The organism is Pelovirga terrestris, from assembly GCF_014773365.1.
GTDB lineage: Bacteria > Desulfobacterota > Desulfuromonadia > Desulfuromonadales > Geopsychrobacteraceae > Pelovirga > Pelovirga terrestris.
Genome location: NZ_JACWUN010000003.1, coordinates 1 through 26184, shown reverse-complemented (window position 1 = coordinate 26184; position 26184 = coordinate 1). Strand labels below are relative to the sequence as shown.

The 26184-nt window shown below is 51.6% G+C and carries 28 protein-coding genes, 1 pseudogene and 1 riboswitch; of the genes and pseudogenes, 19 read left to right on the top strand and 10 right to left on the bottom strand.

What is annotated here, in order from left to right; genetic code table 11:
- Positions 1-30: 30 nt before the first annotated feature.
- Positions 31-2376, bottom strand: a complete 2346-nt coding sequence (locus ICT70_RS03120; protein ID WP_191153933.1) for a PAS domain S-box protein — start codon at positions 2374-2376, stop codon at positions 31-33.
- 323 nt (positions 2377-2699) lie between these two features.
- Positions 2700-2774: riboswitch (cyclic di-GMP riboswitch) on the bottom strand.
- Between the two features lie 152 nt (positions 2775-2926).
- The gene (locus tag ICT70_RS03115) at positions 2927-3064 is read right to left on the bottom strand and encodes an EAL domain-containing protein (protein WP_224746801.1); all 138 of its coding nucleotides are present in this window, start codon (positions 3062-3064) and stop codon (positions 2927-2929) included.
- 219 nt (positions 3065-3283) lie between these two features.
- Between ICT70_RS03115 and ICT70_RS03110 the strand changes: the two genes are divergently transcribed.
- From ICT70_RS03110 to ICT70_RS03070, 9 genes are all read left to right on the top strand, one after another.
- Positions 3284-3655 (top strand): DUF423 domain-containing protein, encoded by a 372-nt coding sequence (locus ICT70_RS03110; RefSeq protein WP_191153932.1) that lies wholly within the window; start codon positions 3284-3286, stop codon positions 3653-3655.
- 280 nt (positions 3656-3935) lie between these two features.
- The gene (locus tag ICT70_RS03105) at positions 3936-5813 is read left to right on the top strand and encodes an aldehyde ferredoxin oxidoreductase C-terminal domain-containing protein (RefSeq protein WP_191153931.1); all 1878 of its coding nucleotides are present in this window, start codon (positions 3936-3938) and stop codon (positions 5811-5813) included.
- Between the two features lie 364 nt (positions 5814-6177).
- Positions 6178-6906 carry a chromate transporter gene (locus ICT70_RS03100; protein ID WP_224746784.1) on the top strand — a complete coding sequence of 243 codons (729 nt, stop codon included), beginning with the start codon at positions 6178-6180 and terminating at the stop codon, positions 6904-6906.
- Positions 6907-7314: 408 nt separating this feature from the next.
- Positions 7315-9267 carry an anaerobic carbon-monoxide dehydrogenase catalytic subunit gene (gene cooS, locus ICT70_RS03095; RefSeq protein ID WP_191153929.1) on the top strand — a complete coding sequence of 651 codons (1953 nt, stop codon included), beginning with the start codon at positions 7315-7317 and terminating at the stop codon, positions 9265-9267.
- On the top strand, positions 9267-10238 hold the full coding sequence (locus tag ICT70_RS03090) for an ABC transporter substrate-binding protein (protein WP_191153928.1): 972 nt from the start codon (positions 9267-9269) through the stop codon (positions 10236-10238). The genes cooS and ICT70_RS03090 overlap by 1 nt, the downstream gene beginning before the upstream one ends.
- Before the next feature lie 39 nt (positions 10239-10277).
- On the top strand, positions 10278-11042 hold the full coding sequence (locus tag ICT70_RS03085) for an ABC transporter permease (RefSeq protein WP_191153927.1): 765 nt from the start codon (positions 10278-10280) through the stop codon (positions 11040-11042).
- Position 11043: 1 nt separating this feature from the next.
- Positions 11044-11838: an ABC transporter ATP-binding protein gene (locus ICT70_RS03080; RefSeq protein WP_224746783.1), complete on the top strand. Its 795-nt coding sequence runs from the start codon at positions 11044-11046 to the stop codon at positions 11836-11838.
- Between the two features lie 80 nt (positions 11839-11918).
- Positions 11919-12788, top strand: coding sequence for a cation transporter (locus tag ICT70_RS03075; protein ID WP_191153926.1), 870 nt, complete (start codon positions 11919-11921; stop codon positions 12786-12788).
- Between the two features lie 63 nt (positions 12789-12851).
- Complete coding sequence (locus tag ICT70_RS03070) at positions 12852-13973, top strand: cysteine desulfurase family protein (protein ID WP_191153925.1); 1122 nt, start codon at positions 12852-12854, stop codon at positions 13971-13973.
- A 187-nt stretch (positions 13974-14160) separates the two neighbouring features.
- Here the strand turns inward: ICT70_RS03070 and vapC are convergent, their stop codons facing one another.
- Entirely contained in the window at positions 14161-14577 is a 417-nt protein-coding gene (vapC, locus tag ICT70_RS03065; protein ID WP_224746782.1) for a type II toxin-antitoxin system tRNA(fMet)-specific endonuclease VapC, read from the bottom strand.
- Positions 14577-14804 (bottom strand): type II toxin-antitoxin system antitoxin VapB, encoded by a 228-nt coding sequence (vapB, locus tag ICT70_RS03060; RefSeq protein WP_191153923.1) that lies wholly within the window; start codon positions 14802-14804, stop codon positions 14577-14579. Before vapB ends, vapC begins: the two co-directional genes overlap by 1 nt.
- 344 nt (positions 14805-15148) lie before the next feature.
- Here vapB and ICT70_RS03055 point away from each other — a divergent pair, with 344 nt between their 5' ends.
- The 4 genes from ICT70_RS03055 to ICT70_RS03040 all read left to right on the top strand — a co-directional run bounded on the left by ICT70_RS03055 (position 15149) and on the right by ICT70_RS03040 (position 16490).
- The gene (locus tag ICT70_RS03055; protein WP_191153922.1) at positions 15149-15421 is read left to right on the top strand and encodes a YlcI/YnfO family protein; all 273 of its coding nucleotides are present in this window, start codon (positions 15149-15151) and stop codon (positions 15419-15421) included.
- Positions 15418-15717, top strand: a complete 300-nt coding sequence (locus ICT70_RS03050) for a type II toxin-antitoxin system RelE/ParE family toxin (RefSeq protein WP_191153921.1) — start codon at positions 15418-15420, stop codon at positions 15715-15717. The genes ICT70_RS03055 and ICT70_RS03050 overlap by 4 nt, the downstream gene beginning before the upstream one ends.
- Positions 15718-15987: 270 nt before the next feature.
- On the top strand, positions 15988-16230 hold the full coding sequence (locus tag ICT70_RS03045; protein ID WP_191153920.1) for a type II toxin-antitoxin system Phd/YefM family antitoxin: 243 nt from the start codon (positions 15988-15990) through the stop codon (positions 16228-16230).
- Positions 16227-16490, top strand: a complete 264-nt coding sequence (locus tag ICT70_RS03040; RefSeq protein WP_191153919.1) for a Txe/YoeB family addiction module toxin — start codon at positions 16227-16229, stop codon at positions 16488-16490. Before ICT70_RS03045 ends, ICT70_RS03040 begins: the two co-directional genes overlap by 4 nt.
- A 258-nt stretch (positions 16491-16748) precedes the next feature.
- Here ICT70_RS03040 and ICT70_RS03035 read toward each other — a convergent pair whose 3' ends face one another.
- Positions 16749-17183, bottom strand: a complete 435-nt coding sequence (locus tag ICT70_RS03035) for a recombinase family protein (protein ID WP_337906642.1) — start codon at positions 17181-17183, stop codon at positions 16749-16751.
- A gap of 47 nt (positions 17184-17230) precedes the next feature.
- Here ICT70_RS03035 and ICT70_RS03030 point away from each other — a divergent pair, with 47 nt between their 5' ends.
- The 5 genes from ICT70_RS03030 (at position 17231) to ICT70_RS03010 (ending at position 19086) form a co-directional block, all read left to right on the top strand.
- Positions 17231-17470 (top strand): type II toxin-antitoxin system ParD family antitoxin, encoded by a 240-nt coding sequence (locus ICT70_RS03030; RefSeq protein ID WP_191153918.1) that lies wholly within the window; start codon positions 17231-17233, stop codon positions 17468-17470.
- Positions 17470-17763, top strand: coding sequence for a type II toxin-antitoxin system RelE/ParE family toxin (locus tag ICT70_RS03025; RefSeq protein ID WP_191153917.1), 294 nt, complete (start codon positions 17470-17472; stop codon positions 17761-17763). Before ICT70_RS03030 ends, ICT70_RS03025 begins: the two co-directional genes overlap by 1 nt.
- Before the next feature lie 36 nt (positions 17764-17799).
- Entirely contained in the window at positions 17800-18201 is a 402-nt protein-coding gene (locus ICT70_RS03020; RefSeq protein WP_191153916.1) for a phage holin family protein, read from the top strand.
- Between the two features lie 266 nt (positions 18202-18467).
- The gene (locus ICT70_RS03015) at positions 18468-18761 is read left to right on the top strand and encodes a type II toxin-antitoxin system RelE/ParE family toxin (RefSeq protein ID WP_191153915.1); all 294 of its coding nucleotides are present in this window, start codon (positions 18468-18470) and stop codon (positions 18759-18761) included.
- A gap of 10 nt (positions 18762-18771) precedes the next feature.
- Positions 18772-19086, top strand: a complete 315-nt coding sequence (locus ICT70_RS03010) for a HigA family addiction module antitoxin (protein ID WP_191153914.1) — start codon at positions 18772-18774, stop codon at positions 19084-19086.
- Positions 19087-19403: 317 nt separating this feature from the next.
- Here the strand turns inward: ICT70_RS03010 and ICT70_RS03005 are convergent, their stop codons facing one another.
- The 3 genes from ICT70_RS03005 to dcuC form a co-directional block, all read right to left on the bottom strand.
- Positions 19404-20540 (bottom strand): M20 family metallopeptidase, encoded by a 1137-nt coding sequence (locus tag ICT70_RS03005; RefSeq protein WP_191153913.1) that lies wholly within the window; start codon positions 20538-20540, stop codon positions 19404-19406.
- A 70-nt stretch (positions 20541-20610) separates the two neighbouring features.
- On the bottom strand, positions 20611-21888 hold the full coding sequence (locus ICT70_RS03000) for a M20/M25/M40 family metallo-hydrolase (protein WP_191153912.1): 1278 nt from the start codon (positions 21886-21888) through the stop codon (positions 20611-20613).
- Between the two features lie 146 nt (positions 21889-22034).
- Positions 22035-23405, bottom strand: a complete 1371-nt coding sequence (gene dcuC / locus ICT70_RS02995; RefSeq protein ID WP_191153911.1) for a C4-dicarboxylate transporter DcuC — start codon at positions 23403-23405, stop codon at positions 22035-22037.
- Positions 23406-24039: 634 nt separating this feature from the next.
- Between dcuC and ICT70_RS02990 the strand changes: the two genes are divergently transcribed.
- Positions 24040-24345: a MurR/RpiR family transcriptional regulator gene (locus ICT70_RS02990; RefSeq protein ID WP_191153910.1), complete on the top strand. Its 306-nt coding sequence runs from the start codon at positions 24040-24042 to the stop codon at positions 24343-24345.
- A gap of 261 nt (positions 24346-24606) precedes the next feature.
- On the opposite strand, the gene ICT70_RS02985 is transcribed toward ICT70_RS02990, so the two are convergent.
- Together ICT70_RS02985 and ICT70_RS02980 are read right to left on the bottom strand one after the other, a co-directional pair.
- A complete protein-coding gene (locus ICT70_RS02985; RefSeq protein ID WP_191153909.1) occupies positions 24607-25443 on the bottom strand; it encodes an ExeA family protein in 837 nt (278 codons plus the stop codon).
- Positions 25436-26184: pseudogene (locus tag ICT70_RS02980) on the bottom strand (DDE-type integrase/transposase/recombinase); the annotation flags it as partial. The gene ICT70_RS02985 and the pseudogene ICT70_RS02980, both read right to left, overlap by 8 nt.

The window sequence follows — 26184 nt, the reverse complement described above, 5'->3', positions numbered from 1 at the left end:
CCGCTGAGTAATCAGGTTGTTTTTTGCTTGTCATGTGGCGCTAGCTGTTTTGACCGTCGCCCCGGGTAAGGTAAACATAAAGCAGCTGCCTTGCCCCTCTCCTGCCGATTCTACCCAGATGCGACCCTGATAGATAGAGACGATTTTTTTCACCAGGGCCAGCCCCAGCCCACTGCCGTCGCTCCCCGGATTGAGCTGGGAAAACAGATTGAAGATGCGCTCGCTGTGCTCAGGCGCAATCCCCATCCCGTTGTCGCGGACATAAAAAATAACATCTTGCCCCTGTTGTTTTGTTCCAATTTCGATGTGGAGCTGATCCTGATTCCCCCTGTATTTGACAGCGTTTTCAATCAGGTTCTGCCAGACTCGTTCAAAATGCAGGGAATCGCCATGTAACTGCTGGGGCAGTTCACTGGTTGACACCTTGATCTGCTGCTTTTCCAGGATGCCTGCCAGGGCGCTTAAGCAGTCGTCAACCAACTGGTGGGCCGATAAGGTTTGGGCATGTGTCTCTGCTCTGCCAATGCGTGAATAGTGCAACAAGGCGTCGAGAAGTTGCTGCATCTTATTGGCGGCTTTGTCGATATATTTGAGGTCTTCGGTGATCTGTTGCTGATCTTTGCTCTGCAGATCCTGTCGTAACATGTCTGCATAGGTCCTGACGGTAACCAGGGGACTTTTTAAATCATGGGAAACACTGTAAACAAATTGCTCAAGTTCCTGGTTTTTCAGTTCCAGCGCCCATTGTGCCTTCTTGCGTTCAGTGATGTCGCGAAGAAACGTGAAAAAGCGACCCCCATTCACCGGACTGTAGGTCGTACTGACTTCTGCCGGCCAGACCGAACCGTCTTTACGTTGATGTACGCTTTCAAATAAATTGCTCCCCTGCGTCATCACTTTGGTAACGTGCAGAGCGGCGTCTTCAGCATTTTCGTTGACATCCATTTCAGAAATATGCCGGCTCAACAATTCCTCCCGATCGTAACCGGAAAAAGTCAGGTAAGCTGGATTGACATCCAATATGTGTCCCTGTGTGTCGAGGGCTAAAAATCCGTCATGTGAAGCGGACAAAATACTTTGATAAGCATTTTTCTGCTCAATGAGACCCTGCTCAATGCGTTTGCGTTCGGTGATGTTCAAAAAGGAGACCACCAGGCCGATTACTTGATCCTCCTGACGAATAGGATGTGACCAGTACTCGACGGGGAAACTGCTGTCATCGGCACGCCAGAACATTTCACTGTCACAATGAACTTTCCGTTCCAGACCTTTTAGCAGATCACATTCTTCGGCCGGCATTGCCGTTCCGTCTGCATGGGAATGGTGAATCAGGTCGTGCATGTTACGACCGATGAGCTGGTCTTCATTGTCATAACCCAGGATCTGAACGCAGGCTGCATTGCAGAAGGTACAGCTGCCCTGAATGTCGAGGCCGTAAATTCCTTCAGCAGTGGAGTCAAGCAACAGGCGAATCATGTTGTTGCTTTTTTGTAACTCGCGGGTTGCCTTATTTACCTGATGGCGCAGCAGCACAATAAACACCAGTCCGCTGAAAATCACCAGCGCTGCCACGGCCGCCAGCTTGAGGACCCAGACCGGAATGACTTCTTCCGGTTCCTGCCCGGCACCCCATTTCAGGCGGGCATGGTAATAGACTGAAGCGCTGTCGTTGCGCCAGTGCAAAAGATAATCATCCAGCAACCTCAGTATCCCGGCATTCTGTCCCTTGGCGGTAGCAAAATAGATATCAAAGGGCTTAAAGGCGATACCGCTTGATTGCACCTCATATTGTTTCGCAGCGGCATCGCCAAAAACTGAATTGACGACACCACCACGGACCTTCTTTGCTTTGACCGCCGCGAAGACCTCATCGAAATCAGCATACTCAATAAATCGGCTGCTGATGCCGAACTTTTCCAGATGCTCCTTGAAGGATCGAGCATTATGATCACCTCGCATGACCGCAACCGGTTGATTCTGAAAGCCTGTAATCGAGACAGTTTGTTCGTCCTTGGGGGTATAGAGTTCTCCCCAGACGGTGAGCAGAACCTGCTCGCCAAAGTCCATGAAGGTGGCCCGCTCTTCGGTAAAGGCGGCGCTGGTAACCAGATCGACTTCGCCTTGTTGCAAACGCTCCAACCCCTCGCTCCATGAGCCGAACACATACTCGAAACGGAGCTGCTCCCGTGTCGAAATCTCGTCCAGCATATCGACATAAAATCCTCGAACCCGATTATCGGTATCAAGGAAGATGGCGGGGTAATAGTTGAAGGCGGCAACACGAATAGTAGGGATGTCTTTGCCCCACAGCGCTGCCGGTAGCAATGCCAACAGAATCACTGCGATTAGCGCATGTCTTGTCAATCGTTGCTTCATGAAGCCCTCCCACCGATGTGATCAGTAAGCACAACAGTGGTCCATACCTGCAATGTGTCGGCGATCGATGCAACGAACTCCTGGCGCAAACGGGTGTTGAAAAAAAGATCCGTGATGAAAGAAAGTTGTGCCGGGAAGCCATACGATGTCATAGTTACCCCCTGTGTTCCGATCAAGAACGACGCTGCAAGGACGGTTTTCAAGCTGCCGCGTTGCTCATTTAAATAACCATTCCCCGGAGACAATGAGGCAATAGATCACCTTGTCATGTGCTTGACGAAGAACCGTTAGCAGACGATTGAAAACTTATCTGCAAATGGGTCTACGGCAACCCGGCTGTCCCTGGGGGATCCGTGGCTTTGCGTCCCCGGATTGCTCCGGGTTTGCTCTTTGTGGTGGTATTCTTGACCATCATACCAGACGACATCCTAAAAATTTCTGACTGAGGGGCTTCGGTTCCCATTTTCTTCTAAAAAAATGATTTTTTTCTGCGGAGCCTCCGGCTACCTGGTCATGTAAACAGGTGCCTTGCTGTAACAGTCGGGCCATGTCATCTGCCGGCACCAAAGTCGTCCAGACTTAATGAGACCCCCAGTTTTTTCAGCGCAATCAGGGCGGTTTGGGCTCCCTGGGGATCATCCATGATCATGCTTTCGGTTAATTCCAGCTCAAGCAAGCCTGGGTCCAGCCCTGAGCACTGGATATGTTTACATTTTGTCCTGCATTAAACTTGACGGCGTATTTGGTGGTCAACGGTCCTTTTGTGGAAATCCTGCACTATCAGAAATCTCCGCCTGGATCGCCGAGCGGGGATTTGCGGTACTTATGGTCGCAACTATGGATTGTTAATCTTTTTTGGCCCAATTGATTATACTGTAGAGAAAGTATCCAATATAAAGGAGTTGATATGAAGCTTTTTGTCGTAATGGGGAGTCTCAACGCTTTTCTTGCTGTAGCGTTCGGAGCTTTTGGTGCTCATGGGCTAAAGAGTAAAGTTTCGCCAGACATGCTGGCGGCCTGGCAGACCAGCGTGCAGTATCACATGTTTCATGCTCTGGGTTTGATTTTACTTGGGGTACTGATACATCTGTTTCCGCAGACAGGTCTGTTGCGGGCTTCAGGATGGCTACTGTTTTCCGGGATTGTTCTTTTCTCCGGCAGCCTCTATGTGATGGTTGTCAGCGGCGTACGTGCTCTTGGTATGGTGACACCTATTGGTGGCATGACTTTCCTGATGGGTTGGTTATTGTTGGCGTTTTGTTTATTCCGTAACCCGTGAATGGATAGAAGCATTAAGTAGGCTTCTCAGTGATTGCAGTGACCTTTGAAGTGTGGCCAGCAGACTCTCACGCCACGAGCCGCGAGAACCTCTTCTACCTCTCTTCAAATCATAGAGAATCGTTGGTATAGCCATACAGCGTGACTGATTACGGCTGCAGGGAATTGATAGCCTTTATAGATAGAGAACCATATTCATACACGCATTCTGAATGGAAGAGCGTTGAGGTGACAATACCTGGAAGCAGCATGCCGCTACCGAAAAAGGATAGGGATTAAGCATGAATATGTTTCAGAGAGTACTTTTGGTCGATTCATCAACCGGTTTTTACAAGACAAAAAAATACAGTTTTGATCGATATTTCGGACCGATTGACCTCGGCATTCATCTGGCCGAGAAACATCACAGTCTCAATTTCGGGGTTGGCATCTTTGCCGGCTCCATCTTGCCGGGTTCGAATCGGCTGATGCTGACCGGCTTTTCCCCTTGCTGGCAAGGGAACTATATCAGTTCCATGGGAGGGGCAGGGTTGGTCTTCAACAATTTGGGGATCAACATGCTCAGCCTGGTGGGCAAGGCTCCGGTTCCCTCGGTACTTTTTCTGAACCGTACTCATGGTGAAGAGATTGAGGTGGAGATTGTTCCGCTCGATATTGAGAATATCTGGAACTCCGGGAGAACCGGGGTGTACTCGCTCACTGACCAGGTTTATGAGATGTTCAAGGGGCGCTACGAAAATGATCCGCGTATTCTGGTGACCGGACCGTCGGCGCAGGAAACCGACATGGGCGGCATTATGTCGGTTCCAATTAACAAGGGGGAGATTAGCCATGTCGATACCTGGGCCGGTCGTGGCGGTTTTGGTAGCGCGATGGTGCAGAATCACGGCATTGTCGCGATTATCTATGGCGGCACTCTGGTTGACGAAGACTTCCGTGATCGCAAGGTGGCCGATGAGTGGTTTCAGAACAAGTATGATCTGCGGTTGATGAAGAAAGATCTGGAGGTGACCAGCAAGTACCGCTTCGACGAAAAGTTCAACACTGGCGGAACATTTGGCGTTAATTACGCCTCAGTCGGGGGGCGAATTATGGCCTTCAATTACCGTACGAACTCCTGGAGCGAAGATGAACGTCTTTCCCTGCATCAGAATTTGGTTGTTGATCACTACCTCAAACAGTTCAACGACGAGACCATCAAAAACAAACAGCAAGCCACCTGTGGTGAGCCCTGTGTCGCTGTATGCAAGAAGATGAATGGAACGTACAAGAAGGACTTTGAGCCCTACCAAACCATGGGGCCGTTGTGCGGTATTTTTGACCAACGGGCGGCGGAAAAGCTCAACCATCACTGTGATGCCATGGGTTTTGACGCCATCTCAAGCGGAGGTGTTCTGGCTTGGCTGATGGATTTGCTCGACGGGAAACTTTTATCCCTCGCAGAACTCGGCGTCACACGATTGCCAAAGTGGGAAATGACAGAATTCGATGTCGTTCAAGATTCGATGCACAATGCCGAACTTGGCTGCGAACTGATCGACGCTATACTGGAGCGTCGCGGTATTATTGACTTTAGAGAAGGGGTGCGTAAATGGAGCCGTATTCATTCACGGGCGAAAGGAACGGCACTACATAATCGATTCGTCTATACCGCTCACAATCGCCGAGGGTGGATGGTTCCCAATCAGTATTGGGTCTCCGGTGTTCTCGCTCCGATGGCGATGATGGGCAAATATTACATGATCTACAGCTACGACTTCATCCCACCCCGGGCCTTAGGGCGGATGTGTGCAGAGCGGATGAAAAAAGAGTTGATTATAGACAACATGGGCCTCTGCCGCTTTCACCGTGGATGGGCCGAGGAAATGATGCCGGAAATCATGGGCTCGCTCTATAATTGCAAGGATAAGTTCCTGCAATCCATTGATGTTCTTGCAAGTCGGATTAACAGCCGTAACAGCCCAATTTTCTGGGAATCGGAATCCAATATCGACTATTTGCTGAGTTTTCTGCAGCGCAAAAAAGAAGTCGACAAAGACCCTGACCCGCGCCTTGGGGAATGGCTTGAAAAGTTTGATCGCGACAAGGCTGATGCGGCCAAGGAGTTTTGGTACGAAACTCTGATGGGGATAGATGAAAGCTTGCGGGAATTTTTTTAAATCATCATTGATGCTTTCGCAAAAAGTATCCGGTTAGCTGGCTAAGCAAAAAGCGCCAAATGCAAGGCGCGCGTTTGTTGAGCAATGAAGCGTACTTAGGTACGTCGAAGCAGCGAAATAAACGCAGCAACGCGGCAGTTGGTGCGTTTTTTCTTAGCCATCATCATTCGTAATCAAACTGACCCAACCAGAGTCCAAATGGTTGGGTCAGTTTTTTATGTTGCGCAGGAATGATTCCTTCCTTCATCTAGAGACAAATCGCACCGAATAGGTTTGTAAAAAGTCAGGATCTTACTATGGGAAACGGAAATCGGATTGATGATCCTGTTTTCAAAAGTAGCAAGTTTTGACCGAGATATGCGTCTTGGATTTGATTATATGGCACTGTTTGTGGCAGCTGGCCATCTGGTTGCCCCTGTGGTTTGCCCCCCTTGCGTTATTGGTTTATGTGTTTGGCACCGAACATCTCTTTGTGACGCAAGGCGTGTTCTTCAGCAAGATGGCGGTGGTAACCTTTGGAGGCGCATACGCCGTCCTTGTCTATGTGGCCCAGCGGGCGGTGGAGGATTACGGCTGGCTGGCACCAGGGGAGATGCTTGATGGGTTGGGCATGGCTGAGACGACACCGGGGCCTTTGATCCAGGTCGTACAGTTTGTCGGCTTTATGGGCGCTTTTCGTCTGGTCGACGAGCTTTCTCCTTTGGCGGCGGGGCTATTGGCCTCTGTCGTCGTGACCTGGGTCACCTTTGTGCCCTGCTTTCTCTGGATCTTCCTTGGTGCCCCCTACATAGAAAGGTTTAATCGCAACCTTTCCCTTAAAACCGCCTTGACAGCAGTAACGGCGGCGGTAGTTGGCGTCATCCTCAATCTGGCGGTCTGGTTTTCCTTCAATACGCTCTTTGGCCATCTGACGGTGCAGACCTTCCCTGGCATCCGTATCCTCATCCCGACCTTGAATACCCTAGATCTGCCGGCGCTGATTATTGCAGCGGCTGCTTTTTTCGTCCTGTTTCGTACCAAGGTGGGTTTGATTCCTACACTGGCCGTCAGTGCGGCGGGCGGGATTCTCTACCAGCTTATTCTTCGCACTTAATATCCCCTGGAATATCCATCTCATCCTAGAGGCTGATTGCTATCCGAGAGACCCAATGTTTTTGTCAATCTAGAAAAACGCCCTAAATAGCAATCATTCCCTAAAGTTTTTGAATCTCAGCATATTGACGCTCATAGCATCCTCGACAAGATGTGTGTCTATTTGGCTGTCTGTCTTTTTAAAAAATTAACAAATCCAAAAGGTCATATCCACATCCTTAACTGTGTATATTAATTTATAAACACCACATTTAAGATTGACAAATATATAAAAACACAATATAAAGCCCACCAATTAGCTAAGCTAAAATTAAACAGATCAACACTGATCAGATAGGCTATCGGCCTGTCTATGATATTACATTTCCCTTTATTGAAAATAACGGTCCCTGTCGACTGAGGATTCCCTATGGCTACAAGAAAAAATGACATCCGCAATTTTCCCGACAAACAAACCGTGTTGAAACGAACGCCGGATCCCTCTGTCAGGGAGATGATTCAGCGCATGGATAAGCTTGGTCTTGAAACGGCTTTTGATCGTTTTGATGCACAGAAACCCCATTGTGGTTTTGGACTGAATGGAACCTGCTGCAAGAACTGTCATATGGGGCCGTGCCGGATTACCCCCAAAAGTCCGCGCGGAGTCTGCGGCGCCGATGCCCATCTGATTGCGGCGCGCAACATCCTGCGCTGGGTCGCTGCCGGGGTATCCGCTCATGGCGCACGGGGTCGCGAGGTGATGCTTGCTCTTAAAGGAGCTGCTGACGGTTCTCTTGATCTGCCGATCCTAGGGCCGGAAAAGGTACAGGCTGCCGCCCGCAGTTTTGGTTTGGATGTAGAAGGGCGCGAGATTAAGGAACTGGCTGGCGAAATCGCCATGATTCTGCTGGAGGATCTGTGTCGTACGCTTCCCGGACCGCATCGTACCCTGGAAGCGATGGCACCGCCGGAGCGACTGGCGGTCTGGAAAGAACTGGATATCCTGCCGATCGGTGCCTATCACGAAGTGTTCGAGGCCCTTCACCGCACCACCACTGGAACTGATGGCGATTGGCAAAATATTCTGCAGCAAATGCTGCGTTGCGGTCTGGCGTTCGCCTGGAGCAGCGTGGTCGGTTCCAGTATCGCAATGGACAGCCTTTATGGCCTGCCCAAGCGCAGTACGGTAGAAGTCAATCTGGGTTCGATCACAGAAGATTCCGTCAATATTGCCGTTCACGGGCATTCACCGGTGTTGGTAGCCGCTATCGTTAAAGCAGCACGGAACGAAGATCTGATCGCCGCAGCGCGGCAACAGGGAGCGTCCGGTATTCGTCTTTACGGCATCTGCTGTTCCGGCCATTCGGCGCTGGCAAAATTTGGTGATATTCAGCCTTTAGCCAGCGCTATGGGGGCTGAACTGGCTTTGGCGACCGGGGCTCTGGATCTGTGGGTTGCTGATGTGCAAGATGTTTTCCCCGGCATTATGGATGTTGCCGCCTGCTTTCATACCCGTGTGATAACAACCAGCGATTCTGCCCGCTTGCCGGGTGCCGAGCACCTGGCGTTTGATCATCATCACAGCAATCTGGATCAGGCTGACGTAATAGCGACAAAAATCATTGAAAAAGCCATTCACAGTTTTTCTGGACGGCTGTCCGGGAAGGTTTTCATTCCGCCGGCGCGGGTTGCCGCAGAGGTCGGGTTCGCTGTTGAAAATATTCTTGAAACCTTTGGCGGTGCACCGGTTCTCATTGATCATTTAAAGCACGGCAACATTCGAGGGGTCGTCAATCTGGTGGGGTGTAACAATCCCAAGCTGGTTTACGAAGAGGCGATTACCATCGTGGCCCGCGAGCTGATCGCCAACGACGTGCTGGTTCTGACCAACGGCTGCGCCGCCTATGCCTTGCTCAAGCTCGGCTTCTGTCATCCCGACGGCTTAAGCCAGGCAGGTTCAGGTTTGCAGGGAGTCCTGGAACAGCATCAATTGCCACCCGTCTGGCACATGGGAGAGTGTCTCGACAATGCCCGGGCATCAGCGTTGTTTCGGGTCTTGTCAGACGCCTGCGGCAAGCCTCTAAAACAAACCCCTTTCGCCTTTTCGAGCCCGGAATGGTCAAACGAAAAAGGGGTCGGTGCCGCCTTAAGTTTCCGCCTGCTGGGAATCAACTCCTACCACTGTATCTCTCCACCGGTCAGTGGTTCGGACAAAGTCGCTCGTTTCTTCTACGAACAGACCCGTGAAAGTCTGGGTTCGGTGATGGTCATCGAACCCGATCCAGCAACCCTGGCCAAACGAATTATTCTCGATTTTGACCAACGCCGCAGTGAACTCGGCTGGAAAGCTGTTGCCACAACCTTTGCTAAAGGAGAAAACTGATGAAAAGACGCGACTTTATCAAGGTCGGATTGACAACGCTGGCCGCAGCTCCGGTGTTTGGCGCTTTTCCCGGAGGGGTTTCCAGAGCGTTTGCCACCGGCAAACAGACGCTGAAAATCGGCTATCTACCCATTACCGATCATCTGCTGATGATCGCCGCCCAGCAACACAGATTCGAGCATATCAAGCTGGAGCCGATCAAATTTTCCTCCTGGCCGGAAGCGGCAGAGGCTCTTCGCGCTGGCGCTGTCGATGGAGCTTTTCTGCTGACCCCCATCGGCTTGACCCTGCGGCGTAACGGAGCGCCGATCAAGGCGGTGTTGCTGGGACATCGCAACGGCAGTGTCATCACCGTAAGAAATGGCAATGATATCAACAGCATTAGTGATCTTAAGGGGAAAACAATTGCCATCCCCAGCCCCTTTTCGACCCACAATCTGCTGTTGCGCAAGGTGCTGACGGAAAATGGGCTGATCCCCGATTCTGATGTCCGATTGCTCGACATGGCGCCCCCGGAAATGGTGATGGCGCTGGCGACTCGCCGTATTGACGGATTCATCGTCGCCGAGCCGTTTGGTGCTCAGGCCGAAGCACAGCAGGTCGGAAAGGTGCTGACCCTTTCCAAGGATATCTGGAACGATCATATCTGCTGCGTCCTGAATCTGCGAGAAAACATCATCAATCAGCCGGAGATCGCGCAGGATCTGGTCACCGGACTGACCCGGACGGCTCACTTTATTCAGAGTGAACCGGATGAAGCGGCACAACTGTCGGTGCGGCTACTGGGCCAGCGTCCGGAGATCATCAAGACAGTGCTCACGACCCCGAAAGGGCGCATTACCTTCGACAGTCTTGCCCCGACCGTAGCTGATTTTGCAGCGACCCAGAACTATATGCTGCAATTTAATGTCGCCAGGGAGCAGGTCGATCTAGATCAGTATTTGGATGCGCATTTTGCTCTGAATGCCTGATCCTGTGCTGAACAGATATCTTGAAACAAAGAAATATAGATGAATATCGGGTTTCAAAAGATTTTCAGCCATCTGGTGCCGACGGTCGGTCTGCTGGGTTTCATCTCCTTGTGGCAATTTGCCGCAGGGTTTTATCCCCCGGTACAGCTGCCTGGACCGCTGGATGTCCTGCGGGCTCTACGTGAGCTGATGACCGACGGCGTATTATTCAGTCACATCAGCATCAGTCTCTATCGATTTTTCAGTGCCTATCTGCTGGCCGTTAGCATCGCCATCCCTCTTGGTCTGTTTCTGGGCAGCTATATAACCGCCCGCCGAGCCATGGATCCGTTACTCCAGGTTCTGCGTCCAATCTCTCCCATTGCCTGGTTCCCGCTGGCGGTGCTCTGGTTCGGTATCGGTAACGCACCGGCCATTTTTATCATTTTCCTGTCGGCTTTTTTCCCCATGCTGCTGGCAACCATCGACGCGGTGCGTCAAATTCCTGCGATCTATCTAAAGGTCGCCGCCAATTTCGGCGCCGGCAAAATGATGGTATTTCTGCGAGTTGTCATTCCGGCAGCCTTTCCCGGCATCATGGTCGGCTTGCATATTGCTGTTGGTACCGCCTGGATTCACCTGGTCGCGGGAGAAATGCTCGGCGCCCAGTCGGGGCTTGGTTATTTGATTGTCGATGCCCGCAACTTCTTGCGTACCGACTGGATTCTAGCGGGGATGCTGGTGGTCGGTCTGCTTGGGCTGGCAATCTATCGCGCCATGCGCCAGCTTGAAGATTTACTTAAACGGCGTTGGGGAGGAGTGTGATATGGGTCAACAGATGACATCGGGAACAATGTCGCTGCGCGGGGTGGCCAAATATTATCGCAATCCCAATGGTGAACGCATGGCGGCGTTATCTCCCCTTGATCTTGATATCGCGGCTAGTGAGTTTGTTTGTCTGGTCGGACCGAGCGGCTGCGGCAAGACGACATTAATAAATCTTTTGGCCGGATTTGACCAGCCCAGTTGCGGCTCCATCACCATCGACGGCAAACCAGTGACCAAGCCCGATTCTGAACGGATCATGATTTTTCAGGATTACGGCCTCTACCCCTGGAAAAGCGCCCTGGGTAATGTCATGTTCGCCCTTGAAGCCAAAGGGGTGGCCAAATCCGAGGCCAAAGCTACCGCTTTGCATCACCTTGAAATCGTCGGGCTAAAGGACAGTGCCGAACGCTATCCGCACCAGCTTTCAGGCGGCATGAAACAGCGTGTTGCCATTGCCAGAGCCCTGGCGGCATCGCCACAAGTGCTGTTTATGGATGAACCATTCGCGGCGCTGGACGCTTTCACCCGTTTGCGCTTGCAGGATGAGCTGCTGCGGATCTGGCAGGAGCAGCAACCAACAGTCGTTTTTGTGACCCATGATCTGGACGAAGCCATCTATCTTGGCAGCAAAGTCATCCTGATGGCCCCATATCCCGGCCGTCTCCGTAAAATTGTTGATATTCAACTTCCCCGCCCTTGCGATCGCACCGACAGCGTCTTTGCCGCCTACCGACGCGAGCTGTTCCGTGAATTTCAGCTGGTTCACGAAGAAGCGATGGATTATGCAATCTGAATAAGACAGATCTGTGCCTGAGCTAAAGGGTTAGCTTAACGTTGTAAGGAAATTGGTAAAACGAGCCAACAGGAGACAACATGAAACAAAAAACAACCTATCTTGCCGCGTTAGCAGTGTTTACCGTGTTGGCAGTAGTCGCAATGGGCTGGACGCCACGTACCATTGATGCCGCCGACGTCTCTCTGGCGGTCTACAATGTCGAAAAAATGACCTGCGGAGCCTGTGTGCGAAGGGTTCAAAATGCCCTAGCGGGCGTCAACGGCGTTGGTAAGGTCGAGGTCAGCGTCACTACCGGACGCAGTAACGTCGAGTATGATGCCGCACGGGTCGATCCCGCGACCATCGCCGCCGCGATTACTGCCGCCGGCTACCCGGCAACTCTTCAGGAATCCTTAAGTACCGATGAATACCGCGCTCTAAAAGCCGAGGACGAGCGCCTGGCCAACCGTTACGTGGCCCGGGTGGGGGAACGGTTACTGCCCCGCGAAGAATTCCAGGCGGTTCTCGAAAAACGCATGGAATCTATACCTCAGTCGCCGCCCCCCGCAATGCTGAATCAACTGCGCCAGCAGGTGTGGAACGAGCTGCTCCAGCGCGAGCTGCTGCTCAATGCGGCCGAGCAAAGCCAGGTCGTCGTTTACGAGGACGAGGTCTTTGCCGAAATCGAGAGGATCAAAGCCGACCATGCCGACTTTGACCAACTGCTGGCCAAGAGATTCGGCAGTTTGGCGGCTTTTTCCGTGCAACTCAAAAATGATATGATCATCAGCAAGCACCTGGCCCTGAATGTCAGCGCTCCAGGTCTGTCAGCGGCCCAGCAACAACAGCAGTTGCAATTCTGGTATCAACAGCTGGTCAGAACCACGCCGCTGGTGATCTTTGATCCGGAACTCAAGGCTGCCAACAGCGGTTCACGTTCCGGCTGCGGCGGTTCTTGCGGTGGCTGAACTGCACCACCCAATCCGCTCCCATGAAGAGCCCTCGGCCTGAGTCGAATTGAAAGGTATTTCATGACGAAGCAAATCTATCTCGACTACAACGCCAGCACCCCCATCGCCCATGAGGCACTGGAGGCGATGCGCCCCTTTCTGACCCAGCACTACGGCAACCCCTCCAGTCCGCACTGGGCCGGGATCCCAGCCAAGGACGCAGTGGAACGCGCGCGGACGCAGGTTGCGGCCCTTCTGGACTGCGATCCCACCGAAGTCGTCTTCACCAGCGGTGGTAGTGAGTCGAATAATCATGCTCTCAAGGGAGTCTTTTTTGCCCATCGGGAACACGGCGACCACATCATCACTACAGCGGTAGAGCATCCGGCGACCCTCGCACCCGGCCGCTTCCTGGAGCGACTTGGAGCCAAGGTTACCATCCTTCCCGTTGATCGATTTGGTCGTGTCGATCCGGACGATGTGCGCCGGGCGATCTCCTCCCGTACGATTCTGATCTCAGTAATGCATGCCAACAACGAGGTCGGCACGATCCAACCCATTGCAGAGATCGCCGCCATCGCTCACGAAGCAGGGGTTCTTTGCCACACCGATGCGGCTCAGAGTGTCGGCAAGATTCCCACCAGGGTCGACACCCTCGGGGTCGATCTTCTGTCGCTGGCCGGACACAAGCTCTATGCCCCCAAAGGAATCGGTGCCTTGTACATTCGCAAAGGGACATGCATTGAGCCTTTCATCCATGGCGCCGGGCATGAATCAGGGCGGCGGGCCGGAACGGAAAACGTCCTCCTGGCCGTGGCACTGGGAGCGGCCTGCGAAGTAGCCGCCGGTTGGATCGATGCGCCACAGATAAAGGATCTGCGCGATCGTTTCTGGGATCAGCTGCAGGAGACCTTCGGGCCGAAGGTCTCCCTCAACGGACACCCGACGCAGCGGCTCTCCAACACCCTCAACATCAATTTCACCGGCCGTACAGGGGCCGAGATTCTCGGCCGTATGCCGCAGGTCGCTGCTTCTACCGGCTCTGCCTGCCATGCCGGCTCAGTGACCCTTTCCCCCGTTCTTGCCGCCATGGGTGTTCCTGTGAGGGAGGGGATGGGGGCGATCCGATTCAGCCTGGGCCGAGCCACGACCTGGAAAGAACTGGATGAGGTGATTAGCTGTCTGCGACATCTTTCTCTGTAGAGCCTAACGCCAGTCACCCATTGCATTATTCAAGGTAGAAAAGGTTTTGGTCATGAGCAACACAACAAAGACTTTTCCCTGAGTTGGGTGAGCGTGGCCACTCGAATGAACGGGAAGGAGGGTCTCTTATAAATCATCTTTGATTGAGTGGAGGGTAAGAATTTGGCGGAGGTAAGGGATTCTGGAATCAGGATTCGGTGGTCTTGGTGTTTACCCAGTTCTCGATTTTGAGATCCGGTACCCTTTTGAATTCCTTCACGTTGTTCGTCACTAGAACAGCATCCAACGAGACAGCATGTGCAGCGATTAGTAAATCCATCGCCCCGATGATTTTTCCCTGTTGCTCCAGCACTGTCCGGATCGCCCCGTAGGCCTGCGTAGCTGATTCACCGAAGGGAAGAATCTCAAAGGGGATCAGAAACTCAGACAACGCCTCAGCGTTGCGCTTCTGTGCCTGACTTTTGGCAACTCCATATTGAAGCTCAGCCAGGGTGATTGATGAAATTCCTATATCGCCCGGATGATATTGCTGGAAATGGTGCAGGACCTCCTCTGGTTTGCGTTTGATGATGTAGATACAGATGTTTGTGTCGAGCAGGATCATCAAAAATCCTCCCGATTTTCCAGCTGGGGTTGTTGACGATCAGCCATAAAGTCAGGAGAAAACTTATCCAGGCTAGAAAACAAAGAGTCCCATGAGCCGGACATGGGGATCAACTGAACGACGTTGCCGGTCTGCTTAATGTAAACTTCTTCGCCGTCCAAACGAAACTCTTTGGGCAGTCTGACTGCTTGGCTTTTGCCATTTTTAAACAATTTTGCGGTTTTCATAAACACCTCCCATAAATATATATTCATAGTATATACTTTATCGGGAGAATGGCAAGTCTGTAGCGTGGTGACCAGATACCCATGTTAAAAAACTCGATTCCAGATTCCAGGAGAAATTTTGGAATTCAATGGCGCGAGAGAGACTGACGTAAGCCATTATTCCCATTATTTTCAGACTTGCTACATCTAGCGCAATGCAAGAAACACCCACGATATGGTACGCTCATGATTCCCTTGGCTTTACGTTTTCTTCTGAAGCTCTACCTTTCGGTCACTAAATCCCATTGCCCACAGAATCAATTTCCGTTAGAATGAGTTGCAAATGCGACGCAAGGAGGTCCGTCATGAAATCAGCAACAATTCCTTCTCTACGAGTTGAGCCCGAATTACGCCAAGCGGCTGAAAGTGTCTTACGTGAAGGTGAAACCTTATCCGGCTTTATGGAAAAGTCATTACGGGCCGGTATTCAGCACAGGAAAATTCACCGGGAATTTATTTCCAGAGGGATTGCTGCAAGAGACGAGTCTCGACGGACTGGGGAATACTGCTCCGCTGAAGATGTTTTAAATGAACTGAGCGGGATGCTTGCCCAGGCAGAGACAAAGAGGGATAAGTGAATTATCGGGTTCGCTATACCCGAACAGCTAAGGATGATCTTGTTCGGCTCTATGGTTTTCTTGTTGAACGGGACATTGATGCTGCACGAAAGGCCCTAAGTTCTATCCAGAAGGGCATCAAATTTCTACAAGAATTCCCCTTCACCTGCCGAAAGGCAACCCCCGAAGATCCTCTATTGCGCGAAATGATCATTTCTTTTGGTGCAAAGGGGTATGTCGTTCTTTTTGAAATTGAGGATAGTAAGACGGCCACTATTTTAGCTGTCCGGCACCAACTCGAAGAGGACTATTACTAACTGCCAAGGGAAATATCAAATCGATAACTTGCCGACATAAACACACCAAAATCCCGCTCGGATCGACCGACGGGATTTCTGACAAAGCAGGGTTTGTCGGAAGACCGCACCTAGACAAAATTTACACCATCCATTCAATCCAAAATGATTTATGAGAAACGTGGTTCTTTTGTTGGCGCTGAACACTAATGGGTTGTTGAGTTCTGTTTTAGTTGACTATCAACTCCAGCTGGCGTACGCTTTTACGTACCCCCAGAGAGGAGAACTAAAATGCCTACTATAACCGCTACTGAAGCAAGGAAAAGCCTCTATAAACTTCTCGATGAAGTTTCCGAATCGCATGAACCTGTACAAATTACCGGTAAGCGCGGCAATGCAGTCCTGATCGCTGAAGATGATTGGCGGGCTGTTCAGGAAACACTCTATCTCCATTCCGTGCCGGGAATGAAGGAATCAATCGTTGAGGGGCTGAAAACCCCTGTCGATGAGTGCGACGAGGAACTTGACTGGTGAGTTGGCGGATCGTTTTTACCAAGCAGGCCCAAAAGGATGGGAAGAAATTATCGGCTTCAGGACTGAAGCCGAAAGCCGAAAAACTACTTAGTGTTTTAGCGGAGAATCCATATCAGACCCCGCCTCCGTATGAAAAGCTCGTTGGCGATTTGGCTGGAGCATATTCCCGTCGAATCAACATACAGCATCGACTTGTCTATCAGGTTCTGGAAGAGACAAGAGTGGTGAAAGTGCTGCGCATGTGGACGCATTATGAATAGAGTAGTTGCTGAGGTTTTTATAAAAGTCACGGCATCTTAAATATTGTTCCCCCGATTGGTCATCCAGGTGTGGATTTTCTGATAACCCAGGGTAAAAAAGATTGTGTAACTAGCCATCAGGGATAAACCGTGACACATACAAGGTTTTTACATGGTTATTGTAAAAGATCTAAGCCCCCCGTCTCACAACTGACCACTTTTTGAACACGAATACCCCGCCCGGAGTGCTGGACGGGGCATTCCTGCATTGCTACTATTTCAGGACATGTGTTGGCAGTTTTCAGAATAGATGCGATAGACGGATGATCGGCTTATCCCGTAGTGGTCAGCGATCTCTGTCTTACTGCATCCTGTAGCTTCATAGTCGTTGATCCATTGGGATATCTCGTTCACAGTAAGTTTTGGCCTGGCACCAAATTTGACACCCCTGGCCAGGGCGCGCATTCTGCCCTCGTATGAGCGCTCCCGGATAATTTCCCTTTCAAACTCTCCGATGGTGGCAAGAATATTGAATTGGAGTCGGCCATAAATCGATGTCGTGTCAATCCCCTGGTCCAGCACCACCAGATCGACATTTTTGACCTCAAACTTTTGCACGATATTGGCGAGGTCCACGACGGATCGAGCGAGGCGATCCAGTTTAGTGACAACGAAGACATCGCCATCCCGAACTGATGAGCGATCTGGAAAAATACCAATAAATATTATAGAATGGCGTCAGTTCATCAGAGGAGGACATCATGGGAAAAAATACCAGTGTGACTTTAGGCGAGCACTACGAAAAGTTTATTTTTCATGCCATTGAGGACGGCCGCTATGGTTCTGCCAGCGAAGCGATTCGTGCCGGGTTGCGGTTGCTTGAAGAGCGTGAAACAAAGTTTAAAATTCTACGTAAAGCCTTGATACAGGGCGAACAAAGCGGCCCAGCAAATTACTCTTTGGAAGATCTGAATCGTGAACTCGATGAGATCGCCGGCTAATGCCGATGTTTTCGCTAACAAAGCAGGCGCTTGAGGATCTTCGCGAGATTGGGCGATATACTCAAGAACGCTGGGGACGAGATCAGCGCCGTCACTACCTTGCTCAGCTGGACCGATGTTTTCATGCTTTGGCTGAAAATCCGAATCAAGGACAGCGGTGTGACGAAATCCGTTCTGGGTACCGCAAATTCCCTTCCGGTCAGCATGTGGTTTTTTACCGCGAACAGGTTGCCGGTGGCATCAACGTTATCCGCGTTTTGCATGAAAGAATGGATCTGGAAGTCCGCCTTTAAATGCATTTTTCAGAGTGGTGAAGGAGTGGTTTACATATGAAGGGACTTTTACTTCGGTGGCTTATTCTATCTATTGCTATTATGGTGGCCGCCCACCTCTTTGAGGGTATTCATGTTGATGGTTACGGCTCTGCTCTCATTGCCGCCATGGTGCTGGGTATTCTCAACGCATTTTTCCGACCCATCCTGTTAATCCTGACCCTGCCGATAAATGTGTTAACCCTCGGCTTATTTACTTTTGTGATCAATGCTCTATTGTTGCTGATGACTTCGGGTGTTGCAGGGGGCCTCTTAGTAGACGGATTCGGCTCTGCCCTGCTCGGATCGCTTATTATCAGCCTCGTCAGCCTGCTACTTAGTTCATTTATCAGTGATCGAGGACGGGTTGAGTCGATCGATATCGAACTGCGTCGCCGGCGTGACGGTCGCTGGGAATAGATTCGTGGAGTGGCGGGCTATGAGATTAAATCACGACCATAAGGAACAGAAAAACCCCGCTCGGCGATCCAGGCGGGGTTTTCTTTTAACCCAGTAAATACGAGAAAAGGTTATTTCCAATGTATGGAATCCACCCAGATTTAGTGAAACAACTTTTCGGGCAGTAATGGACAGGGCTGCCAATCCAAACTTACGACATTTGATACCGCGCCACATCAATCCAAAAATAACTTGCGATAGCATGACAACCGTGATACCGTTTTTTCATGATTGTCTCGTTCAAAGATAAAGCGACTGAAGACATCTTCAACGGTGTTTCCTCCAAGGAGGCCCGAAAATCCTGTCCCAGAATGCTTTGGAAGGTTGCCACACGCAAACTCGACCAAGTCGATTCGGTAACCATGTTGGATGAGTTGAGAGTTCCACCAGGCAACCGACTTGAAGCTTTAGGCCGTGATCGCAAAGGACAGCACAGCATCCGAATCAATGATCAATATCGGATCTGCTTTGTCTGGTCAGATGCCGGGCCGAAACAGGTGGAAATAACCGATTATCACTAAGGAGTTTATTATGGTACGTATTCCAACCAACAGGCCACCAACTCATCCTGGCGAAATGCTCCGCGAGGAGTTCTTGTTGCCGATGTCGATCAGCCAGAAAGATTTGGCTGCAGCCATCCATGTGCCATTCCAGCGTGTCAATGAATTAGTAAACCAGAAGCGTGGAGTTACACCCAGCACGGCCTTGCGACTGGCTAAGTTCTTCGGCATGAGTGCTGATTTTTGGCTCAATTTGCAAATGCGTTGGGATCTCTACCGAGCCCGTCAAGTAGAAGAGGAAGAGCTTGAGTCGATTCAGGATTATCAGCATCTGCAAAGAGCTTAGCCTGCTGGTGAATTGACAGAAATTGATCTTCTTGGGAATGTTGGCCCCAAGGTGCCGAAGCGGAAAGGTTCCAAATTTTCTTGGGCGAGGCTTGATTTTATTACCACCAACCATAGAACACGAAACGCCTACGGATACCAAATCGTGGGCGTTTCTTATGATGCAGGAGTTATAGGAAGGTTTTGTTGACCACCTCATGGAGACGCCATCAAATTAAATGACGGAGAGAAGACAAGAATACAGCCTCTGATTGAGGATATCAGCATCCCGGTTTTCCGAGGGGGCATGTTAGACTTCGAGATCCAGAAACGAACAGGTCAAATATCAGCAGGATTGTTGGTAGAAATTTCTAACACAATATCCCGAAACACCTTGTACCTTTCTTCCAGGTCGCTCTTTTCTAGGTATTCATCCTTGCTGTGTAGTTTGCCACCGACAGCGGCCAGTCCACAAAGGGTTGGTATGCCGAAAGGCGAGGCAAAAGAGGCATCGGAGCCTCCGCCAGCAAAGGCCCAATGAACATCTACTCCGTGGCGTTCGCCGATCTTTTCAATCGAGGAGCAGAGTTCTTCAGTTCTGGCGTTGGGAACCATAGGCGGACGCATGATTTTACCCTTCACCTGAACCTTGATCTGCGGGTTGAACGGCCGTTCCGCCTTTTCCCTGATAAGGCGCTCTATGCGTTCGCCTTCTTCCAACGCATCAAATCTGGTGTCGATCGCCAGTTCGGCAAAATGCGGAATCGAGTTCTGCGACATCCCGCCGGAAATAATCCCCGGGTTGACGTAGATTCCTTTGTCCTGATCGCAGAATTCGCGCAGAAAAAGCGTCCAGTGGGCCGCCTCGGTAATGGCACACTCCCCTTCAAAGGGATTGTTCCCGGCATGGGCCCCTTTGCCATGGAACTCGATTCGGTATCTGCCGATCCCTTTTCGCTGCTTTACGTATGCCCCGTTGACCCTTGCTGATTCCGCAGAGATGACCGCTTTTGCCTTCTGCGAAAGCTCTTCGATGACAGGCCGAATATGCGGGCAGCTGATTTCGTGTTCGCCGTTATAGAACACAGCTACATTGCCGCTCAGTTGCCCTTTATCCAGAAGCTCCTTGATAGCGTACCAGGTAAACAGGCATCCGGATTTCATATCCGCCACGCCGGGACCGTACATCCGCGCCTGATCTTCTGAAAACGGCCGCGCTTTCGCTTCGCCTTCCGGGAACACGGTATCCAGGTGGCATAAAATCAATAAATCAAATGCGTTCTTGTCCCCGGAATACGCCAAAAAACTTTTGCCATATTCGGGTGCCGGCTCGAACCAGTCAATGTCCCATCCTATACGAGAAAACCGGTCGGCAAACCACCGGCCAAGCTTATTGACACCTTCTCGGCAATGGGTCCCGCTGTCGATATTGACAAGGAACTGAATATCATCCCTAAATCTATCTAATGTAAACATGGCTTCTTCTTTTATAAATGTTCAATTATAGGTGGCAATTATAGTCGAACAAAGGGGGTGATTGCTGCGTTTAAACGTTTGCAGCAGATTTTTTCAGTAGAGGAGGACAGGTTCCTTTGACGCCGACGAGAGCGAGAATCGTTAATAATGTTTTCTGTGGACCTAGATAAGCGCCTGTCGGATCAAACCATTCGTTTGTGGTATGAATGTTCCCTGAGGTTCCTCCCCTGCCAATGGAGATGGCGGGGATGCCGAGACTGATCGGTATGTTGGCGTCCGTGCTGCCTGGGTTTCCGAGTTGTGAATTGATGCCGAGCAGTTTTCCTGCCGCATAAGCGGCCTGAACAATCGGTTCGTCCGGCGATTGAAAACCTGCGGGTCGATCACCGAGGAGTTCAATGTCAACTGTTAATTGATCGCTGTTACAGTGTGTGTTTTCCTGAGCGGCAGCAGCTTTGATAATGGACAAAATATCAGAACCCAGCTGTAGCAACTCTTCTCTGCCGTTGGAACGGATGTCGATAAGCATTTCAGCTTGAGCCGCAATGGTATTTACCGATGTGCCTCCGTTGATGGTCCCAACGGTGAAGGTTGTGAGCGGATCCTTGGGAGGGCTTAGGTCTGCTAAAAGAGCGATCGCTCTGCCGGCGGCATGGATGGCGCTTGGTAACCCGAAATTGAGGTAGCTGTGACCTCCGGGGCCCTTGAATGTGACTCGGTAACGGTGGCTTCCTGTGGCCCGATAGGTGATCGACCCAACCCCCGTACCATCGATCGTAATGAATCCATCGATATCCTTGAAATCATTGAACAACTGCTTGGTTCCCCTAAGATCACCCAGGCCTTCTTCACCGACATTGCCGACAAAGAGAATGTCGCCCAGAAGTTGGATCTGACTCTGTTTCAAGGTTCTGATGATACCGAGAATTTCGGCCAGTCCGCGAGTGTCGTCGGCAATGCCGGGCGCATGAAAGATCCCTTCTTTTTCAACGACTTTGGTATCGGTTCCCGCAGGGAAGACGGTATCCAGGTGAGCGGCAACAACAAGCTTGGGGGCTTCAGCGCAGCCTTTGAGCATGCCTAGGACATTGCCGATGGCATCGAGCCGAGTCTCGTCCAGGCCCAACTCCTTAAAGCGTCGCAGGTAATCTTCGGCCCGCGACTTTTCTTCAAATGTGGGGGCTGAAATAGCGCAGATTTCCTTCTGCTCGTTCAAGGTATGGACATGGTCGGCTTTTATGAACTCAAGCGCGGCATTGACCTCTGGATTAGCGCCCAGATCAGCAAAGGTATCGCGAACGGCCTTTGAAACCTGATATTCATTTTTCTTTGATGCTTTATTTGTCATGCTATCCACCATTTTTGCAAGAGTTGAGGCTGATCATTGTTGTCGGTCTCCGTTCCTGGAATTTGGCTGTTGGAACTGAATGTAGCCCGTGACCAGAGTGACCGGCTACGCTTCCGCCATCGGTATCGCTAGTTGCCCTCGCCGCTTCAGACAAAAAAGACACTAACCAGGAGAGTAATGACAATCCCACCCAATACCGGGATTGCCGTTCTCTTGACGATGTCGATCGGTGAACATTGGCCGGCGTCGCTGACCGCAATGATTACTCCCGCAACCGGCGATATGGAGCGCGCCAGACCGGCGGTAAGTTGCATCGGCAGCAACATGCTGACCGCTTCGGCACCGAACTTGGCGGACATGTCGGGAGCGAGATTGCCGAAGGAAAAGAACGCCGCGTTACCGGAGCCGGTCAGAATCGCAACCGCAGCCACAATTGCGCACAACAGCAACGTCATAATCGTGAAGCCCAGCCCTGCATTTTGCGCCGAAGTGGTCAGGAAACCGACAGCCCCTATGGTTTTAAGACCGGCAGCAAAGGTTTCCGCACAGATAATCAGGGAGACGATACGTGCAAACATATGCCCCATGCCATCGAAAAAGGCCATAACTCCCTTGAAGATGGATTTGAAATCTCTGGTCCGGATCACCTCAAACAGCATGCCGACAAACACGCCGATAATCATCGCGGTAACCACATCTAATTTAATCGAGCTGACCAGCAGCTTGCTGAAGATGAGAATCAGCGTAAGCGGCAGCAGCGGGAGGATTGCGTAAAGTTTCGAGGGGGCTTCGAGCTGCTGACCCTCGGGGGCCGATGACGCGGTTACGGTGGCGACATGCCCTTCCTTATTATCAAAATAGCGGGCAGTAAAATAGGTAAGAACGGAAATGGTAATGATGGAAAATACAGCAACCGGCACCTGATACGAGGCGAAGTAGACCGCAACATCAAGTCCTGCTGTTTTGGCTGCCATGTTCGACGCGCCACTTGCCGGGCCGAGATCCAGTACCGCCGTCGTGCCGATCATCGCTGCTGCGGCTTTTCTGCTGACTCCCAATCTCACCAGCGTCGGGTAGAAGGTGACCAGAAGCAGCATCGCCAGCCCGGCAGCACTGGGGATGAATATATTCATAATCTGGCCGACAACATACCCCAGAGCAAGCACGACATAGGGAGCGTGAAATAACTGCAGGGGCTTGATACAGACGGAAACCATGGCATTGGTTGCCCCGATCTCATCCATGTACTTGGCAAAACCGCCGGCCGCCATGATGATAAGCCCCAGACCCGCGGCGCGATAGGACATGGTGTTTTTGACATAGTCAAACAGGTCGAAGCCGATCCAGCCGGTAGACTTCGCATCTTTGAATAAAATGCTTGTTTCAGGGGCGATTAAAACCGTGAGACCAAGCAGCGTTAAACCGCCCAGAAGAAGGACCGTATGAGGTTGATATTTCTTGATAATCAACCAACCGACGCAGATCGTTACCAGCAAACCAATCAGGAACCCTACCATTGTTATTCTCCTTTGATTAGGGGTGCATGTGAGCACCGATCTCGACCGAAGCACGAGTTAGTCCATTTTTGAAATCACCGGACAGTTAGAGCGACAATGCCAATTTGCGACCGCCGCGCTGTTGCTCTCTGAATGAACGGTAACCAGATAAATGATAACAAACTACCAAGATCCATGTTTTTTTGGTAAAATATTACCAACTAGCGTCTTTGTCAATATTTTTGTATACACAATCTGCCTACGGGTTACGGCTATGGCATGAGTTGTCCGGCGAGCCGGCCTTCCGGGAGAACCTGCTGAGCGTGAAATGCAAATGCGGGACGAGTCTTTCTCTGGGAATCTTGTCTGGGAATCTCTTCCCATGGGAGAGGGATTTGTATATCATAGGTGCGGAAAATCAGTTGTTCTCTCTAAATGTTAACCCTCCAAAATTAAACAGATATCTGCTCGTCCTGCATTGATGTTCTTTGTTGCACAAGCCTCTTATAGTCCTCGTCTTCTGGAAGAATCGTGCGAGCAAAGAGACCGAAAAAATGAACCAACCAACAGGGGAGGTGATTGCCTCGGTCAGCAATACAGGCCCTGAAGGATTTAAGACTGATCCATTTCTGTTCAATGACTCTCAAGGTGAAATATGGAATCCAAATCGCTGCTGGAAAGAATAAGAGACGTTGAAAAACTGACGCCGAGTGAAGCAAAAATCGCGGAGTATCTGGAGCAGAAATATCCTCAACTCGCTTACGAAACGATTACCACGATCAGTAGCGGCGCTGGAGTGGGCAATGCGACCGTCGGCAGATTTGTGTTGCGATTGGGCTATAAAAACTTTGCCGATTTCATTTCGCTGCTGAGAAATGAATTGGCGCAAAATTTCGAATCCCCCATGGTCCGTTATTTTGGCAGGAGGGAGTCGCTAAGTGAGAGTAAACACGGTAATTGAGGGATGACTGACCACGCTAATTGACGGAGCTTGACCAAGATAAATGATGGAACAGCCAATCAGCAGCGTTGTGTGCTGCTGATTGGCTGTTCGTTGTTTAGGTGTGATGTTCGTTGTCGGGTCGTGACGTCTCGTCAAACGGTAACAGAAGCTGTCCCGGCAGCGGTGTTGTTGACGTTTTTTTGGTGGTTGGCTCACCTTTTCTGATCCTCAAGCGAGTGACCAGCAGCATAATCAGTAGACAGAGGTTCTTCATCATCATTACCTCTTTTCCGTTCGCCGTGCCTTCGGAGTCGGCGTGAACAGTTCCAGATAGAGACGTTCATCCAGCCGCGGCAGATTACGAGATGCGGCTGTTGTCAGCAGTTCTGCCGCCATGTGGGTGAGCACCCGCAGATTACCGGCAGCATGGGCGGCCAGAGTCTCCATCAACTCCGGTGTCATCAGTTGCGGATGGCCGGCCTGAGTCAGGGCAAAGTCAAGATACTCCTTGAGGGTTTCCGGCGCGAGGGGGCCAAGGGGCAAACGTGCGCGGATGCGACTGCCCAGCGGGAGCAGTTCCGGTAAGCGAAAGCGGTCACCCAGGCGCGAATCGCCACAGAGCACAGTAAACAGTAAGCTCTCGGAGTCGAAACGGGAACTCTGCAGCAAGCGCAGTTCGGTGAGGCATTGGCTGGAGACTTCCTGTGCCTCGTCGATGAGCAACACCGCCCGGTGCAGAGTGGAATCGCAATGAGCCTGCCAACGGGCGCGCAGCGACTTGAAGCCCCCATAGCGGTTGGCCAGACTCAAGGGAACGCCGAAGATGTCGCCGAGTTCCCGATAGAAGTCTGCCATGGAGCTTTGTGGTCTCTCCATCACGCCGATGGACAGATCCGGCACCTGCCTGAGCTTCTCGGACAGCCAGTGTAAGGTTTTACTTTTACCCTGACCGGGTTCGCCGGTGATCAGGGCGAACCCGCCGTGGATGGTCAGCGTCTCCAGGCGCAGGGCGAAGGCCTCAGCGCCGGGCAGGCTCCACAATGCCTGAGGTGGAAGGGTCGGCAGGAAGGGATTGTATTTCAGCCCGTAGACCGCTCTGAGGGTGGCGTCATTCATCGATTTCCTCCTTGGGCAGATAGGCCGGGGGCAAGCCAGTGGCGGCATAATCGGCAAGCCACTGACTCAGTAGTGCCGGCATGCCGGGTTCCGGAGCGGGACAGGGTGTTGCGGCGGATGGTGGGGTCAGGGTTCGACGGCGACCGGAACTGTTGGCCTGCTTGTCCTGGGGCAGCAGGGTGGTCAGCAAGACACCGCTGTGTTCATCAACAAGCCACAGGCGACTCTTGTCCCAGCCGGGATAGCGCAGCAACAGGTGCGGCAAATGACGGAAACGGGCAGGAACTTCGTAACGGATCGCATCGACGGTGACCGTCGCATCGCTGCGGCGCTGGCTGCGCCTGACCTGCCGGCAGAACGCCTGGCGCAAGACGTCGGGATCGGGAGCCTGGCGACCGACCCCAGGACCGTCAAGCAGGCGCTCCAGAGGAGACTGGTTGGTTTCACGGTGGATCCGGCGATGATAATCCTGCTCGACGAACGCTTGTGCGGCCTGATTGAGAAAGGCCAGTGTGAGGGGTTCGACTGAGCGCACCATCTCCAGGAATCGGCCTTCGAGTTGCGCCCAAAGCACCTCCTGCTTGCCGTTCTGGTAGGGCGAATACGGTAGAGTGGTCTTGTGCTCAATGGCCAGCCTGGCCAGCCCCTGGCGGGTCTCCTCGGCGAGCATGGCAGCTCCATTGTCGGTCAACAGAGCCCGGGGCAGACCCCGTTTGAGGAAGGCCTGGGTTAGGCCGTGGA

Bases quoted from the DNA above. Each gene is read 5' to 3' on its own strand.
- ICT70_RS03075 (WP_191153926.1), top strand. From the start codon at position 11,919: ATGAAACAAAAAACAACCTATCTTGCCGCGTTAGCAGTGTTTACCGTG.
- ICT70_RS03085 (WP_191153927.1), top strand. From the start codon at position 10,278: ATGAATATCGGGTTTCAAAAGATTTTCAGCCATCTGGTGCCGACGGTC.
- ICT70_RS03110 (WP_191153932.1), top strand. From the start codon at position 3,284: ATGAAGCTTTTTGTCGTAATGGGGAGTCTCAACGCTTTTCTTGCTGTA.
- ICT70_RS03045 (WP_191153920.1), top strand. From the start codon at position 15,988: ATGCCTACTATAACCGCTACTGAAGCAAGGAAAAGCCTCTATAAACTT.
- ICT70_RS03025 (WP_191153917.1), top strand. From the start codon at position 17,470: ATGCCGATGTTTTCGCTAACAAAGCAGGCGCTTGAGGATCTTCGCGAG.
- cooS (WP_191153929.1), top strand. From the start codon at position 7,315: ATGGCTACAAGAAAAAATGACATCCGCAATTTTCCCGACAAACAAACC.
- ICT70_RS03080 (WP_224746783.1), top strand. From the start codon at position 11,044: ATGGGTCAACAGATGACATCGGGAACAATGTCGCTGCGCGGGGTGGCC.
- dcuC (WP_191153911.1), bottom strand. From the start codon at position 23,405: ATGGTAGGGTTCCTGATTGGTTTGCTGGTAACGATCTGCGTCGGTTGG.
- ICT70_RS03000 (WP_191153912.1), bottom strand. From the start codon at position 21,888: ATGACAAATAAAGCATCAAAGAAAAATGAATATCAGGTTTCAAAGGCC.
- ICT70_RS03070 (WP_191153925.1), top strand. From the start codon at position 12,852: ATGACGAAGCAAATCTATCTCGACTACAACGCCAGCACCCCCATCGCC.
- ICT70_RS03105 (WP_191153931.1), top strand. From the start codon at position 3,936: ATGAATATGTTTCAGAGAGTACTTTTGGTCGATTCATCAACCGGTTTT.
- vapC (WP_224746782.1), bottom strand. From the start codon at position 14,577: ATGATCCTGCTCGACACAAACATCTGTATCTACATCATCAAACGCAAA.
- ICT70_RS02985 (WP_191153909.1), bottom strand. From the start codon at position 25,443: ATGAATGACGCCACCCTCAGAGCGGTCTACGGGCTGAAATACAATCCC.
- ICT70_RS03090 (WP_191153928.1), top strand. From the start codon at position 9,267: ATGAAAAGACGCGACTTTATCAAGGTCGGATTGACAACGCTGGCCGCA.
- ICT70_RS02990 (WP_191153910.1), top strand. From the start codon at position 24,040: ATGGAATCCAAATCGCTGCTGGAAAGAATAAGAGACGTTGAAAAACTG.
- ICT70_RS03015 (WP_191153915.1), top strand. From the start codon at position 18,468: ATGATTGTCTCGTTCAAAGATAAAGCGACTGAAGACATCTTCAACGGT.
- ICT70_RS03010 (WP_191153914.1), top strand. From the start codon at position 18,772: ATGGTACGTATTCCAACCAACAGGCCACCAACTCATCCTGGCGAAATG.
- ICT70_RS03020 (WP_191153916.1), top strand. From the start codon at position 17,800: ATGAAGGGACTTTTACTTCGGTGGCTTATTCTATCTATTGCTATTATG.
- ICT70_RS03005 (WP_191153913.1), bottom strand. From the start codon at position 20,540: ATGTTTACATTAGATAGATTTAGGGATGATATTCAGTTCCTTGTCAAT.
- vapB (WP_191153923.1), bottom strand. From the start codon at position 14,804: ATGAAAACCGCAAAATTGTTTAAAAATGGCAAAAGCCAAGCAGTCAGA.
- ICT70_RS03120 (WP_191153933.1), bottom strand. From the start codon at position 2,376: ATGAAGCAACGATTGACAAGACATGCGCTAATCGCAGTGATTCTGTTG.
- ICT70_RS03055 (WP_191153922.1), top strand. From the start codon at position 15,149: ATGAAATCAGCAACAATTCCTTCTCTACGAGTTGAGCCCGAATTACGC.
- ICT70_RS03030 (WP_191153918.1), top strand. From the start codon at position 17,231: ATGGGAAAAAATACCAGTGTGACTTTAGGCGAGCACTACGAAAAGTTT.